This is a genomic window from Polaromonas sp. P1_A2 (assembly GCF_056406895.1).
Window position 1 is genome coordinate 139,725 of the sequence record NZ_JBFTZI010000005.1, and the last position, 13,653, is coordinate 153,377.

A 13,653-nucleotide genomic window follows, 5' to 3' on the forward strand; every position below is an offset into this window, starting at 1 on the left:
CGCGCTCCTTGTGCATTCAGCGAGGCGCCAGCAGGCTGCTGCGGCGCGCGGCCCAGGCGCCGTCGCCGAGCAGCCATTGCGCCAGCGACGCCACCAGCAGGAACAGCGGGTATTCCCAGCCGCCCTTGGGGCTGGTGAACACCCAGCCGTTGGGCCAGTGCACCCAGACCACGACCGCCAGCACGGGCGCCAGCAGCAGCGAGGCCTGGCGGCCGTAAAAGCCCAGCAAGAGCGCGGCACCGCCGGCCAGCTCGGCCGCGACCACGGCATAGGCCATAAAACCGGGCAGGCCCACCGATTCAAAGAACTGCGCCGTGCCGGGCAGGGTGAAGACGAAAATTTTCAGCAGCGCGTGGGTGATCCACATGGTGCCCAGCGCGATGCGCAGCAGCGCGGCGCCGTGGCTGGCGGCGAGGTTTTCAGCAGAAGAGGTGGTGTTCATGGTGCGGTGCCCGGTCAGGGGCGGGAGTTGAAGGAGCCGCTACTGTATGTTTGCAAGAAAGCAATGTAAATTAGCGATCATGAAAACATCGATTGCAAAAACGCAATACGCCTTGACGGCTTACGACCTGCAAACCCTGCTGGCGCTGGTGCGCGGCGCCACGCTGGCCGAAGCCGCGCGGCGGCTGGGTGCCGACGCCTCCACGGTGTTCCGCTCCGTGCAGCGGATCGAGAAAAGCCTGGGCCAGCGCCTGTTTGAGCGCTCCCGCCTCGGTTACCTGCCGACCGAGCCCATGCTGGGCCTGGTGCCGCATGCCGAGCGCATAGAGGCCGAACTCGAAGCCGCGCGCGCCGGCGCCCAGCACCCGCATGAAGGCGTGGCCGGCCGGGTGCGGCTCACGACCACCGACGCCGTGCTGCGCGGGCTGGTGCTGCCCTCCATCAAGCCGCTGCTGGCGCAGCACCCCCTGCTGCAGCTGGACCTGCGAACCGGCAACGAGCTGGCCAGCCTGAGCCGGCGCGATGCCGACCTGGCCCTGCGCGCCACACGCAAGCCGACCGACCACCTGGTGGGGCGCAAGCTGGGCACGGTGCGTTTTGTGCTGTGCGGCCTCAAGGCGCAGGCCAAGGCCTTGTCGGCGGCGAAGAAACCTTCAGCGCTGGACGTGCTCGCCGGCTTTGACTGGATAGCGCCCGATGAAGCCCTGCCCGAACACCCCTCGGTGCTGTGGCGCCGCAAGCAGCTGCCCAAGGTGACACCGCGTCACTATGCCGACGGCATTGTGGCGGTGATGGATGCGATCAAGGCGGGGCTGGGGGTGGGCATTGTGCCGGTGTTCATGCTGGCCGGTGAGCCGGCGCTGGTGCCGCTGGGCGGCGCGCTGGAAGGTTGCGAGTCAGACCTGTGGCTGCTGGCGCATGCCGAGTCGCGCCACCTGCGAAGGATCGCGGTGGTCTACGACCATTTCGCGGCCAGCGTGCGGCTGGCCTGAGCTGTTCGCAAAATCAAAACGACTGGCTGGCGCCGGAAGAGCCGGAAGTGCGGAACACGACTTCGCCGCTGGGGATGTGGACCACGCGCACTTCCTGGCGGGTGGGGTCGGCGACGCTTTTGACGGCGACGGCGACCGCCAGGGAATAGTCCGCAAAAACATGGTTGGAACTGCTGGGCGGCAACAGGCTGCCCTTGACCGGGTCGACGTTTTCAATGCGGTAGTCATGTGGCGGTGCTTTGACGTATGCCATGGTGAAGACCTCTTTGAAGTGATTTCGGTTTGGGGGGTTATGGCCTCCATGGTAGGAGCGCAGGGCGGCGCCGTGATGACAATTGCGGGACAAAAACGTGACCATGCGTAAGCAAAAGAAAGCGCCTTCACCGGAAGGCGCTTGCATTGGCAAAAACTAAGCCGATGTGATTGCGGGAAGTCCCGCCGCTAATCCTTTAGTTCAGTGCAGGCCCTGGCCCGGGCTGCGCTCCGACAGCTCCAGTTTCTTCATCTCCACGGCCACCGACTTGAGCATTTCCAGCGAGGCCTCGGGTGTCTGCACGATGCCCAGCCAGCCGAAAAGGTGGTGCCGCAGGAACAGCAAAATCTTGCCGGTCAGCGGGTCGCAGGCCACCCAGTGGCGCGGCGTGTAGCAGGGCTCCAGCGCGCACAGCGGCGGGCAGTCCAGCGGATAGGGCGGGTCCAGTTCGGCGCGCAAGCCGGCCAGGTCCGTCACCAGGTCTTCAAGCTCCTCGGCTTGCAGCGTGAGCGGCTGCGCCATCTCCAGCGTGACGCTGCCATCCTCGTTGCGCACGGCCAGCAGGCCGTGGGCGAGCCGTGTTGCCATCTGCGGCGGCCGCTGGCCGGCCGCGCCTGTATGAGGGTTGGCGTGGGAGGCGGGATTGGCGTTCAGGGTGGTGCTCATGGCGTGCTCCCGTGCGTGAAGGAATGACAGAAGGGGGCGAATGTGTGACCCGGGTGCCGGGTCCGCATGTGAACCAGTGTGCGGCGCGGCAGGGCCGGGCGGCGTGGGAAACCGGCCTTGCGCGCTGTAGGACGGCGCGGCTGCGTGCACCCAGCCGCCCTCCCGGCCAGGCGCGGCCGCGGCCTACCAGTCTTCCTTGACCGCGAGCACCGCATCCTTGCCGGCCGCAGCGCGCCCGGCCAGCCACGCGGTCAATGTGCCCGCCACCACCACGGCCGCGCACAGCAAGCCCAGGCGCAGCCAGGGCGCCATCAGGTCCATGGTCCAGTGAAAGCTTTGCGGGTTCACCACGTAGACCAGCACGGTGGAGACCGCCAGCCCCAGTGTGAGGCCGGCCAGCGCGCCTATCAATGTCCAGGCTGCGCCTTCTCCGGCCACCACGGCCAGGATCTGCCGCCGTGTCAGGCCCAGGTGGGCCAGCAGGCCGAATTCCTTGCGGCGCGCCAGCACCTGGGCGCTGAAGCTGGCCGCCACGCCGAACAGGCCTATGGCAATCGCCACTGCCTGCAGCCAGTAGGTGACCGCGAAGCTGCGGTCGAAGATCCGCAGCGAGGTCGCGCGCAGCTCGCTGACCGAGGCCAGCTCCAGCAGTGCGCCCGCGCCCGACTGGCGCTCTGCCAGCGTGCGCACTGCCTGCTGCACCTGGGCATCGCCCGCGCTGCCGTCCAGCCACAGCGCCAGGTCGTTGGCGCGCCGGTCGCCGCTCAGGCCTTCGAAGTCGGCCCTGGCCATCGCAATGGCGCCGAACTGGCGCGCATAGTCGCGCCAGACGCCGGCCACATAAAACGGCGGCGCTGCTGTGCCGGCGGCCGTGACGCCCAATGATTGCGAGAGCGGGCGAAAGACGGTGCCCGGCTGCGCGCCATACAGGTCGACCATAGGCTCGCTCACATAGATGCCGATATGCCCGGGCGGCACCGGCAGCAGCCGGCCCACCAGCGGCAGCGCGCTGGCCGGGTCGTCCAGCGGGCGCGCGATCAGGGTGACCGCCGGCCTGGCCGGGTCCAGCAGCAGCTGCACGGTGCGCGCAGCGCCCACGCGCGCCACACCGGGCAGGCGTCCCAGCGCCTCGACGAATTCCGGCGAAAAATAGGCGGTGTCGCTGGCCGAGCTGCCCAGCGCCGTGCGCACATAAAGATCGGCCGGCAGCACCACGTCCAGCCAGCGCGTGACCGATTCGCGAAAGCTCGCGACCATCACCGTCAGCGCCACCGCCAGGCTCAGCGAGGCCACCACGCCGCTGACGGCCACGGCCGCGCTTTCGCGCACGCGGCGCGCGCGCTCCACCGCCAGCAGCGGCAACAGGTGGTGGGCGACGTGGGGGCTGAGCCTGTCGTACAGCAACGCGATCAGCCAGGGCAGGGCCGTGATGCCGCCCACCAGCAGCAGGCCCACGGACACATAAGCCGCCAGCGGAATACCGAACAGCGGCGGCACCAGCGCCAGCAGGCCGCCGGCGGCGACCAGGGCGAGGCTGAGCCAGTGGCCCTTGCCGGTGCCGCCGCTGGCACCCAGGCCCTTGAGGGTTTGCGCGGGCGGCAGCTTTTGCGCGGCCCGCGCCGGCCACCAGCCGCCCACGGCCGCGGCCAGCACGCCCAGCGCGCCATAGCTGAAAGCCGCCGCGCCATTCCACTGCAGGCTGGGCGCGACACCGGAAAAATAGCCGCCGCCCAGGTCACCGCCCAGCAGCCGCAGCGCCAGCGCGGCCAGCGCCGTGCCCAGCGCGATGCCCATCACGCTGCCGGCCAGGCCCAGCAGCACGGATTCGGCCAGCACCAGGCGCAGGCGCTCGCGGCCGGTAAGTCCCAGCACGCCTAACAAGGCGAACTGCTGCGCGCGCTTGGCCACGCTGAGCGAGAGCACCGAGAAAACGAGAAAAGCGCCGGTGAACAGCGCCACCAGCGCCAGCACCGTGAGGTTGACGCGGTAGGCGCGCGAGAGCCTGCTCACGCGTTCGGCCGCATCGCCCGGCGCGGTGGCCGTGATGCCGGGCGGCAATTGCAGCGAGGCGATAAAGCCTTGTGCCGCGGTGCCCGGCTTGAGCCGCACGTCGATGCGCGAGAGCTGGCCGCCCTTGCCGAACAGGTCTTGCGCGGCGGCGATGTCCATCACGGCCAGTGGCCCGCCGCCCGCGCCCACGCTGCCGGCCACACTCACGCCGCGCAGTTCGAGGCCGCTTTGCAGGCGCAGCGAAGAGGCGCCGAACAGCTGCCGCGCGGCCGGATTCAAAAACGCCGTGCCGGGCGCGAACAGCGCGAAGCGGTCGGCGTTCGACGCGGGCACTGGCATCAGGGCCGGCGCCATGGCACCGACCGCCAGCACGTCCACGCCCATGATGCGCAGCGGCAGGCGTTCGGTCTTGCCGGCAGCGCTTTGTGTGGCCGCATAAGTGCTGATCTCCAGCACCGGGCTGGCCAGGGCGACCCGCGGGTCGCCGGCCACGCGCTGGTAAAGGCTTTCGTCAAAGCCGCCCTGCACGGCGCGCAGTTCCAGGTCGGGCTGGCCGTTGACCGCGCGCACCGCCTGGGAAAACTCGCTGAGCGCCGAGGCATTGATCAGCTGCACCGAAAACGCCAGCGCCACACCCAGCATGACCGCCGCCGCCGCGGCGGCGTTGCGCCAGGGGTGGTGTTTCAATTCCCGCCAGGAGAAGCTAAAGAGCAGGGCGCGCATGGGCTCATTGTGCCTTCAGCATCCGCGAATGCTGCGCAAGCAGGCATCTGTACCGGTACAGAAAGGGCTTGCCTGTTGCTGCCGGGAAAACATCGCCTTCGTTTAAGCTAGGCCCTGAATTTTTCGTCCTCCCATGAAAGCCTGCTCCACCATGCAACTCCCTACCTACGACGATGTCACTGCCGCCGCCGCGCGCATTGAAGGCCATGCGCACCGCACGCCGGTGCTGACATCGGCCACCGCCCAGGCACGATGGGGTGCCCAATTCTTTTTCAAGTGCGAGAACTTCCAGCGCATGGGCGCCTTCAAGTTTCGCGGCGCCTTCAATGCGCTGTCGAAGTTCGACGCGGCGCAGCGCAAGGCCGGCGCGATCGCGTTCTCGTCGGGCAACCACGCGCAGGCCGTGGCGCTGTCGGCGCGCATGCTGGGTATGCCGGCGGTGATCGTGATGCCGCAGGACGCGCCCGCCGCCAAGCTGGCCGCCACGCGCGGCTACGGCGCTGAAGTAGTGCTCTACGACCGTTTCACCGAAGACCGCGAGGCGCTCACCCAAGGCCTGGCCGCCGAGCGCGGCATGACGCTGATCCCGCCTTACGACCACCCCGACGTGATCGCCGGCCAGGGCACGGCGGCCAAGGAGTTGTTTGAGGAAACCGGCGCGCTGGACCGTCTCTACATCTGCCTGGGCGGCGGCGGCCTCACCAGTGGCTCGGCCCTGGCGGCGCGCGCGCTGGCACCGAAGTGCAAGGTCTACGGCGTGGAGCCAGAAGCCGGCGACGACGGCCAGCAATCGCTGCGCGCCGGCCGTATCGTGCGCATCGCCACACCCAAGACCATCGCCGACGGCGCGCAGACCCAGTACCTGGGCGAATACACCTTCGGCATCATCCGCCGCGACGTGGACGACATCCTCACCGTGAGCGACGCGCAGCTGGTGGAGGCCATGCGATTTTTCGCCGAACGCATGAAGATGGTGGTCGAGCCCACGGGCTGCCTGTCTTTTGCCGGCGCCTGCAAGGCGCTGGAAGAAAAACCGCCCGCCAAGGGCGAGCGCATAGGCATCATCGTGAGCGGCGGCAACGTCGACCTGGCGCGCTACGCGGAGTTGCTGGCCGCGCGCTGAGCCGCCGCAAGGGCAGGGGCGCGAGGCTTTGCCCTGGGCAGCTGGGGCCCGCTTTTTTTGAGGCTTGCCGGCTGTCCGGGACGCTGGCTCGCGCGTGCCAGGCTGCCCGCGTTCGGACTTGAACGCGGTTTTAGTACGGAAAATCCAACAAACAATGGCCGCGCCAGGACAATGTCCGCGGGTCTGCCTGCTGAGTTCGCATACGGTTCAGGGTCTTAAAAAAGTGCTTCATCAAAGTGCTTCTCCCACCTGGCCCCATGGCCTGAACCCAGCGCGGCAGACCGACCATGTTTAGAACCGATTATCAAAATCCTTTGCGCCGCATCACCCGCGTCGAATCCGATCGCGAGCGAAGCTGGCGAGTCTCCGTCCGCCGCTATGGGCAAACCATTGTCAGGTCGTTTACCGACCTGGGCTACGGCGGCAAGCGCAAGTCACTGGCCGCGGCCAAGATTTACCGGGATGCCCTGGAAGCGCATATCGCCACCTTTGACGCGGACCACCGCCTGTGGCGCCGCTCGCAAAAAAGCAGAGGCAACTCATCGGGAACGGTAGGCGTGGCGCGTTACCTGGCGCCTTCCAAAGTACCGGGCGGCCCGCCCGCTCCCTATTGGCAGGCGTTCTGGCTCGACGAGCTGGGCAAGCGCCAGAGCAAGGTCTTTCGGGTAGGCGCCCATGGCGAGAGAGGGGCCAGGCGGCTGGCCCTGCAAGCGCATGCCCGGGGCTTGGCCGAGGTGCATGCCGCCTTCCAGCGCAAGGCATGGCCGGAGCCCCAGAACAGCAAGCTTGGCAAGGAACACGAGTCCCTTCTTTTTGCCGCCGCCTTTGCCGCCGAATCCTTGCGGCCCTGATGCCAGGCCGTCGGCGATGTCAAGCGGCCCGTATGCCGCCCGCGTTCAGGTGCAGTATGCGGTCGGCGCGCGCGGCGGCGGCTTCCGAGTGCGTGACCAGCACCAGCGAGGCGCCTTGCCCGCGTGTCTGGGCGATCAGCGCATCCATCACGCGGGCCGCGGTGGACGGGTCCAGGTTGCCCGTGGGTTCATCGGCCAGCAGCAGGCTGGGCTTGTGCACCAGCGCGCGCGCAATGGCCACGCGCTGCAACTGGCCGCCGCTGAGCTGCTGCGGCAAGCGCCCGCCCAGGCCGGCCAGGCCTACGGCTACCAGCATGGCCTCCACCCGGGCCGCGTCGGGCTGATCGAGCAGCAGCAAGGGCAGCGCCACGTTTTGCGCCACGTCCAGGTGCGGCAACACATGGAAGGCCTGGAACACAAAACCCACATGGCGGCGGCGCAGCAGCGCGCGCCCGTCGTCGCCAAGCACGCCCAGGTCCTGGCCCTTGAGCTGCACCGAGCCCTCATCCCAGCTGTCCAGCCCCGCCATGCAGTTGAGCAGCGTGGACTTGCCCACACCCGATTCGCCGACGATGGCAACAAACTCGCCGGGCGCGACATCCAGCGAGACGTCGCTGAAGACGGGGGTATCCAGATAGCGTTTGGCGAGGTGGCGGACTTGGAGCATGGGGTTATCGTACCCCCCGTCCGGGCTCACTTCGTGTAGCCCGTTCCCCCCTCAGGGGGCGGCGCCTGGGGCCGGCAAAGCCGGACCCTCGGCCCCCACTGGTGAATATCCCGCCCGGGGTTACGCCCTGAATCTTCAAGCCAGCAGGGGCCGCGGAACCGGCTTTGCCGGGCCGCAGGCGGGCGGCCCCGGAGGGGCTGGAGCCCGCGGCTCCAAGCCTGCCTGCTCAGGCTTGGACGGGCGACAGAGGCGAAGCGTCTCGCGAGCCGCGGGCCTGCAAGGCCTCGGGAGCTACACGAAGTGAGCGACCGTGGGGGCTAGTCTTTATTCCAACGTTCCAGCCACCGTGACATCAGCTTGCCGGCGGCTTCGCGCCCGCCCAGCCCGAAGGACAGCGCTACGGCGACGGCCACCGAGCCCAGCGTGAGGCCGAAGGCCAGGTGCACGATTTCGTTGGCGATGCCCATGGCGCGCAGGCCCATGGCGATCACCAGCCCCAGGATGGCCACGCGCGCGACGCCGGCCAACCCGGCCGTGTGCTTGCCGCTGGCCTTCTGGATGGCGTCGAAGGCGAGGTTGGAAATCCAGAAACCCACGGCCAGGATGGCACCGCCCAGCAGGATGTCGGCGCCGAAGCGGATGAAAGAGGCCACCATGACGCCCACCTGCTCAAAGCCGAGCTGGCCGGCCGCCTCGGTGGCGGCGAACAGCATGGCAAAAAACATCAGCAGGGTGGAGGCCAGGCGCGAGGGCCGGCCCGCGCCCGACAGCAGGTGCTGCACGCCCATTTTCTGCGGCAGGTTGTCGGCGCCGGCGCTTTCCAGCAGGCTGGCGAGCAGGCGCGAGGCGAAACGCGCCACATACCAGGTCAGCAGCAAAATCACCGAAGCGGCCACGATGCGCGGCACGGCCGCGAACATCAGGCTGAGCATCTGCGAGGCCGGCCGGGAAATGGCTTCTATCCTGAGCGCGTCCAGCGCCGCGATCAGCGAGGGCACGAAGACGAAGATGAAGACCAGCGTGCCGGCCAGCGCCGACAGGCGTATGGAGCTGTCCAGGCCTATGCGCTGGTTGATGCGGTCTGCGCCGGCGGCGGCCAGCAAATTGCTGACAAGGCCGCTCAGCACCCGGCCCACCACATAGCCGACCCCCGCGATCAGCAATGCCGCGAAGGCGCTGGGCACCATGCCCAGCACCTGGTTGAGCATCAGGGTCACCGGCTCCAGCAGGGCGTTGAGCTCAAAGGCCTTGAGGATGGCCGGCAGCAGCATCAGGATGACCAGCCAGAACAGCACGTTGCCGACGTTGTGGCTCATGGGGGCCATGCCGGCTTCGCTGGAGAGCTTTTCGTCCAGCGTGGTCAGCGCCAGCGCGCGGGTGGCCAGCGCGCGCAGCACGGTGGCCAGCAGCCAGGCCAGCAGCGACAGCACCACGCCGGCGAGCAGCTTGGGCAGGTAGCCGATGATGTCGCTCATCATGCTGGCGAAGGGGTTGGTCAGCAGCGACAGGTCCAGCACGTTGAGGACCGCGATCAAGGTGGCCAGCAGCACCAGCCAGAACACACCCGCCGCCACCGGCGACTCGGCGTCCATCTGCACGCCCGAGCTTTCCTCGATGCGGACGTTGACCTTGAGCAGCCTCAGCAGCCGCCGCACGGCCGCGCGCGCGGCCACGGCCAGCAGCCAGCCCAGCGCCAGCACGGCGACGGCGCCCAGGATTTGGGGAATGTGCGCGCCCAGGCTGGCTTGCAGGGCGTTGGCAAAGGGTGACAGCTCCATGATGCGCTCTCCTTGTTGTTGTGACACTTCAGGCAGGCGAGACGGGTGCGCTTGTTACCTCAGGGGGCCAGGCGCGCCCCATTCTTGCAGCTATGGATGCGGCGATCAAGCCGGGCGTGTGGCGGCCGTATCCAGGCTGTGTGCAATGGCCTGCAGCACCTGCGCCACCGGCTGCCCGCCATCGCAGGCCACCACCAGGCGCTGCGGCATGGAGCGCAGCCAGGTGATCTGGCGCTTGGCCAGCTGGCGTGTGGCGAAAACACCCTTGTCGCGCAGCTCCGCCATCGGGTAGTCGCCGTCCAGCGCTTCCCAGGCCTGGCGGTAGCCGACGCAGCGCATGGACGGCAGGTCGCGGTTCAGGTCGCCGCGCGCGCGCAGGGTTTTGACTTCCTCGATGAAACCGGCCGCCAGCATGGCGTCAAAGCGCTGCGCGATGCGTTCATGCAGCCAGGCGCGGTCTTGCGGCTCCAGCGAGATCAGGGTGAAGGCTTGGGCGGTGCCGGCGGTGGATTTGCGGGCCGCGCCTTGCGCATGGAAAAAAGACAGCGGCCGGCCCGAGACGCGGAACACCTCCAGCGCGCGCGAGATGCGCTGCGAGTCGTTGGGCGCCAGCCGTTCGGCCGTGACCGGGTCCACGCGCGCGAGTTCGGCATGCAGCGCGGGCCAGCCCCGCGCGGCGGCTTCATCGGCCAGCGCGGCGCGCACGGCGGCATCGGCCCGGGGCATGTCGTCCAGGCCGTCGAACAAGGCCTTGAAGTAAAGCATGGTGCCGCCCACCAGCAGCGGCAGCTTGCCGCGTGCCCGGATGTCCGTAATCAGGCGGCCGGCATCGGCGACGAACTCGGCGGCGCTGTAGGCCTGCAGCGGGTCGCGGATGTCGATCAGGTGGTGCGGCACGGCCGCGAGTTCATCACGCGTGGGTTTGGCCGTGCCTATGTCCATGCCGCGGTAGACCAGGGCCGAGTCGACGCTGACGATCTCGGCCTCATGGCGTTGCGCGATCGCCATCGCGGCGGCCGTTTTGCCCGACGCTGTGGGGCCGGCGATGCAGATGCAGGGAAGGCTCACGTCTTTCTCGCTGCGGCCTCATGCGCAGGCTCGCCGTATTTGCGCACCACCGTCCAGGCCGTCGTGGCGATCAAGACGCTCCAGAACCAGACGCCGTGCGTCAGGGGCTGCACCGTGCCGTCCATGTGGGTGCCCAGCCAGCCACCCATGCCGAAGGCCACCAGCATCATCAAAAAGCCGTTGAGCGCCGAAGCCGCGCCGGCCGCCTGCGGGAAGGGGCCGACCGCGCCGCTCTGGCCGCAGGGCTGGTGCACGCCGTGGCCCAGCATGAAGAGGTAATAGGGCAGCATGATGGCCCAGACGTTTTGCACGCCGGCCCAGGCCAGCACGCCCATGGTGGTGCCGCCCGTCAGGCTCAGGCAGGCGGCAATCGCCACCGAGCGGCGCACGCCGAAGCGCGGCAGCAGGCGCCGGCAGATGAAGGTGCCGGCAAGGTAGCAAAAACACATGGAAAACATCACCAGGCCGTAGCCCGTCTTGCTCAGGCCCAGCACCTTGATGAAAACGAAGGAGGAGGTCGCAAGGAAAGTGAACAGCCCGCCGTAGGAGGCCGCGGTGAGGGCCGAAAAAGCCAGGAAGGTGGGATGGCGCAGGATGGTGAGCCAGGTGCGCAGCAGCGTGCCGGGGCGCAGAGCCAGCGGATTTTTTTGCGCCAGCGATTCCTCAAAACGCAGGCCGACCAGGGCCAGCGTGGCCGCGCCGAACACGGCCAGCGCCGCCAGCGCGATGCGCCAGCCATAAAGCTCGGACAGCAGGCCGCCCAGCGGCGCGCTGACGCAAGCCAGCACGCCCAGGCCGCTCAGGCCTTTGGACATGACACGCGCGCCTTCGAGCGGCTGGTACAGGTCGCGCACGATGGCGCGCGCGCACATCACCACCGCGCCCATGGCCGCGCCCTGGACGACGCGCCAGACGATCAGCAACAGCATCGAGGGCGCGAAGGTGCTGCCGACCGAGGCCAGGGTGTAGGCCGACAGGCCCCACAGCAGGATGGGCCTGCGGCCAAAGCGGTCGGACAGCGGCCCCCAGATCAGCTGCGAGGAACCGAAGGCCAGCAGCAGCGCGCTCAGCGTGAGCTGGGCCTGCGACATGGGCGCGTCGAAGCCTTCAGTGAGCGCGGGCAGGGCCGGCAGGTAGAGGTCGGTGGTGACGGGCTGTATGCCCAGCAGCATTGAGAGGATCAATACGACCAGGCCGGCCGGCATGGCAGGCGCCGGGGTCTTCGAAACGGAAACATCCATTCAACTGAGCGTATCAGACAAACGCCGGTGCGGCAGCGCAGCCGCCACCACGTTTCAGCGCAGGCCCGACTTGTAGCGGGCGATGGCCTTGGCCCGTAGGTCTTCACTGATTTCCGTTTCGCTTGCCGCTGGTGCTGCCGGCAAGGCTTCGGCCGCGCCGGAAGCGCTTGGCGGCAAGGGTTCGCTGCCGCGAGGGCCGAAAATTTTGGTCTGCGCATAAGCGGCATAGCCGCGCAGGCGCTCGTCCTTGCTTTCCAGTGCCTCCTGAATGACTTCGGTGGCGTAGGGCAGGTCGTGCAGGAATTGGTGGACGTTCAGTGAGCGTCCGAACTCCCGCTTCATGGGAATAACCATGCGCACTGCGTAGGTCATGAGGTCGGAATCCGGCGGATTCATGGTGAGCTGCATGCTGTACTGTGTTGATCCAGGGGCTCAGGCGCCTGAAATCATTTCGCCATGCTGGGCGAGGTCCAGCCCCAGTTGCTCCTCTTCCGCGGTCACGCGAAGGCCGGCCAGGGGCTTGACCACCAGCAGGATCAGCCAGGTCATGATGGCCGCGTAGGCCGCAACGGCGCAGGCTCCCATGAGATTGGTCAGCACGGTCGCAGTGACGGGCGCAATTTCCTTGAGCGCAAAGACCGGCGTCAGGACCGTGCCTATGAACCCGCCCACGCCATGAAGTGCAAATACATCGAGCGAATCGTCGATCCCTGTCGCGCGTTTGAAACGGGTCACCGCGAGGAAACAGCCGACACCCCCCGCCGCGCCCAGCACCGATGCGCCTAGGACGCCGACAAAGCCGGATGCCGGCGTGATGGCGACCAGGCCGGCAATGGCGCCCGTGGCCATGCCCAGCACGCTGAACTTTCCGCGCTGGACGTATTCGCAGATGCCCCACATGAAGGCGCCGACGCAGGCGGCCACCTGGGTGGCCAGCAAGGCGCCCACGGCGCGCGAACTGGCCTCAAAGGCCGAGCCCGCATTGAAGCCAAACCAGCCGGCCCACAACAGCCCGGCGCCGATGATGGTCACCAGCAGGTTGTGCGGCACCATGGGCTCGGTCCCGAAGCCCTTTCGCGGGCCAACCACCTTGGCGGCTACCAGGCCACTGGCGCCGGCGGCGATGTGCACCACCGTGCCGCCCGCAAAATCCATATGCCCCATGGCGGCGAGCCAGCCGGTAGGTTGCCAGATCCAGTGCGCTACCGGGGCATAGACCAGTATGGTCCAGAAGGCCGCGAAGAAAATGGTGGCGCTCAGGCGCATGCGCTCAACGGTGGCCCCGATGATCAGCGCGAAGGTGATGATGGCGAATGCCAGCTGGAACATGAAAAAAGCGGATTCCGGAACGGTGGGGGCCGAAAGGTGCGCACCGACCTTGGCGCCCAGCAGCCCGTCGCTGAGCGCGCGGCTCATGTCCCCGATCCAGGGATTGCCGGGCGTGAATGCCAACGAGTAGGCAATGCCCGCCCATACCAGCGTGACGACCGTTGTGGCCGCAAAGGTATGCGCCACGATCGACAGGGCATTTTTGGCTCGCATCATGCCGCTGTAGAACAGCATGATGCCGGGAATGGTCATCAGCAGCACCAGTACGGTGGAGATCAGCATCCAGGCCGTATCCGCCCCATTAAATTTTGCAAGCGCGGGCATCGCCGTGGTTGCGGCTGTTTGGGCGTGTAGCGGTGCTGATGCCAATAGCGGCAGGGCAAGCGCCAGCAAGTTGAAGGCAGGCAACCTGCGGATTACCAGGGGTTGGCGCATAGATCCCTCTCGATTTTTGGAGTTTTCGAAAAGGGATGTTACATGCAGCTACATGTTGTGTGTAAGTTAAAAATAC

Annotated in this window: 13 protein-coding genes; 3 read left to right on the plus strand and 10 right to left on the minus strand. The window is 67.6% G+C overall.

Annotation, left to right across the window (positions count from 1 at the left end):
* Positions 1–16: 16 nt before the first annotated feature.
* Positions 17–442, minus strand: a complete 426-nt coding sequence (locus AC1D09_RS19235) for a DoxX family protein (protein ID WP_477662511.1) — start codon at positions 440–442, stop codon at positions 17–19.
* Between the two features lie 79 nt (positions 443–521).
* Between AC1D09_RS19235 and AC1D09_RS19240 the strand changes: the two genes are divergently transcribed.
* Positions 522–1,433, plus strand: a complete 912-nt coding sequence (locus AC1D09_RS19240) for a LysR family transcriptional regulator (protein ID WP_477662510.1) — start codon at positions 522–524, stop codon at positions 1,431–1,433.
* Between the two features lie 13 nt (positions 1,434–1,446).
* Here the strand turns inward: AC1D09_RS19240 and AC1D09_RS19245 are convergent, their stop codons facing one another.
* The 3 genes from AC1D09_RS19245 to AC1D09_RS19255 form a co-directional block, all read right to left on the minus strand.
* On the minus strand, positions 1,447–1,686 hold the full coding sequence (locus AC1D09_RS19245; protein ID WP_413329346.1) for a hypothetical protein: 240 nt from the start codon (positions 1,684–1,686) through the stop codon (positions 1,447–1,449).
* Positions 1,687–1,887: 201 nt separating this feature from the next.
* Entirely contained in the window at positions 1,888–2,352 is a 465-nt protein-coding gene (locus AC1D09_RS19250; RefSeq protein WP_477662509.1) for a hypothetical protein, read from the minus strand.
* Between the two features lie 183 nt (positions 2,353–2,535).
* Positions 2,536–5,085 carry an FtsX-like permease family protein gene (locus AC1D09_RS19255; protein ID WP_477701180.1) on the minus strand — a complete coding sequence of 850 codons (2,550 nt, stop codon included), beginning with the start codon at positions 5,083–5,085 and terminating at the stop codon, positions 2,536–2,538.
* 151 nt (positions 5,086–5,236) lie between these two features.
* Here AC1D09_RS19255 and AC1D09_RS19260 point away from each other — a divergent pair, with 151 nt between their 5' ends.
* On the plus strand, positions 5,237–6,208 hold the full coding sequence (locus AC1D09_RS19260; protein WP_477662507.1) for a threo-3-hydroxy-L-aspartate ammonia-lyase: 972 nt from the start codon (positions 5,237–5,239) through the stop codon (positions 6,206–6,208).
* Between the two features lie 314 nt (positions 6,209–6,522).
* Positions 6,523–7,059 carry a hypothetical protein gene (locus AC1D09_RS19265; protein ID WP_477662506.1) on the plus strand — a complete coding sequence of 179 codons (537 nt, stop codon included), beginning with the start codon at positions 6,523–6,525 and terminating at the stop codon, positions 7,057–7,059.
* 19 nt (positions 7,060–7,078) lie between these two features.
* On the opposite strand, the gene AC1D09_RS19270 is transcribed toward AC1D09_RS19265, so the two are convergent.
* The 6 genes from AC1D09_RS19270 to AC1D09_RS19295 form a co-directional block, all read right to left on the minus strand.
* Positions 7,079–7,726: an ABC transporter ATP-binding protein gene (locus AC1D09_RS19270; RefSeq protein WP_477662505.1), complete on the minus strand. Its 648-nt coding sequence runs from the start codon at positions 7,724–7,726 to the stop codon at positions 7,079–7,081.
* 317 nt (positions 7,727–8,043) lie between these two features.
* Positions 8,044–9,504: a mechanosensitive ion channel gene (locus tag AC1D09_RS19275; RefSeq protein WP_477662504.1), complete on the minus strand. Its 1,461-nt coding sequence runs from the start codon at positions 9,502–9,504 to the stop codon at positions 8,044–8,046.
* 105 nt (positions 9,505–9,609) lie between these two features.
* On the minus strand, positions 9,610–10,572 hold the full coding sequence (miaA, locus tag AC1D09_RS19280; RefSeq protein WP_477662503.1) for a tRNA (adenosine(37)-N6)-dimethylallyltransferase MiaA: 963 nt from the start codon (positions 10,570–10,572) through the stop codon (positions 9,610–9,612).
* Positions 10,569–11,813 carry a multidrug effflux MFS transporter gene (locus AC1D09_RS19285; protein ID WP_477662502.1) on the minus strand — a complete coding sequence of 415 codons (1,245 nt, stop codon included), beginning with the start codon at positions 11,811–11,813 and terminating at the stop codon, positions 10,569–10,571. The genes miaA and AC1D09_RS19285 overlap by 4 nt, the downstream gene beginning before the upstream one ends.
* A gap of 54 nt (positions 11,814–11,867) precedes the next feature.
* The gene (locus tag AC1D09_RS19290; protein ID WP_477662501.1) at positions 11,868–12,221 is read right to left on the minus strand and encodes a hypothetical protein; all 354 of its coding nucleotides are present in this window, start codon (positions 12,219–12,221) and stop codon (positions 11,868–11,870) included.
* A 24-nt stretch (positions 12,222–12,245) separates the two neighbouring features.
* Positions 12,246–13,424: an ammonium transporter gene (locus AC1D09_RS19295; protein ID WP_477662500.1), complete on the minus strand. Its 1,179-nt coding sequence runs from the start codon at positions 13,422–13,424 to the stop codon at positions 12,246–12,248.
* Positions 13,425–13,653 lie beyond the last annotated feature (229 nt).

Excerpts from the sequence above, each read along its gene's own strand:
- AC1D09_RS19275 (WP_477662504.1), bottom strand. The coding sequence starts at position 9,504 with ATGGAGCTGTCACCCTTTGCCAACGCCCTGCAAGCCAGCCTGGGCGCG.
- AC1D09_RS19270 (WP_477662505.1), bottom strand. The coding sequence starts at position 7,726 with ATGCTCCAAGTCCGCCACCTCGCCAAACGCTATCTGGATACCCCCGTC.
- AC1D09_RS19260 (WP_477662507.1), top strand. The coding sequence starts at position 5,237 with ATGCAACTCCCTACCTACGACGATGTCACTGCCGCCGCCGCGCGCATT.
- AC1D09_RS19290 (WP_477662501.1), bottom strand. The coding sequence starts at position 12,221 with ATGCAGCTCACCATGAATCCGCCGGATTCCGACCTCATGACCTACGCA.
- AC1D09_RS19240 (WP_477662510.1), top strand. The coding sequence starts at position 522 with ATGAAAACATCGATTGCAAAAACGCAATACGCCTTGACGGCTTACGAC.
- AC1D09_RS19250 (WP_477662509.1), bottom strand. The coding sequence starts at position 2,352 with ATGAGCACCACCCTGAACGCCAATCCCGCCTCCCACGCCAACCCTCAT.
- AC1D09_RS19235 (WP_477662511.1), bottom strand. The coding sequence starts at position 442 with ATGAACACCACCTCTTCTGCTGAAAACCTCGCCGCCAGCCACGGCGCC.
- AC1D09_RS19255 (WP_477701180.1), bottom strand. The coding sequence starts at position 5,085 with ATGCGCGCCCTGCTCTTTAGCTTCTCCTGGCGGGAATTGAAACACCAC.
- AC1D09_RS19245 (WP_413329346.1), bottom strand. The coding sequence starts at position 1,686 with ATGGCATACGTCAAAGCACCGCCACATGACTACCGCATTGAAAACGTC.
- AC1D09_RS19285 (WP_477662502.1), bottom strand. The coding sequence starts at position 11,813 with ATGGATGTTTCCGTTTCGAAGACCCCGGCGCCTGCCATGCCGGCCGGC.
- AC1D09_RS19295 (WP_477662500.1), bottom strand. The coding sequence starts at position 13,424 with ATGCTGATCTCCACCGTACTGGTGCTGCTGATGACCATTCCCGGCATC.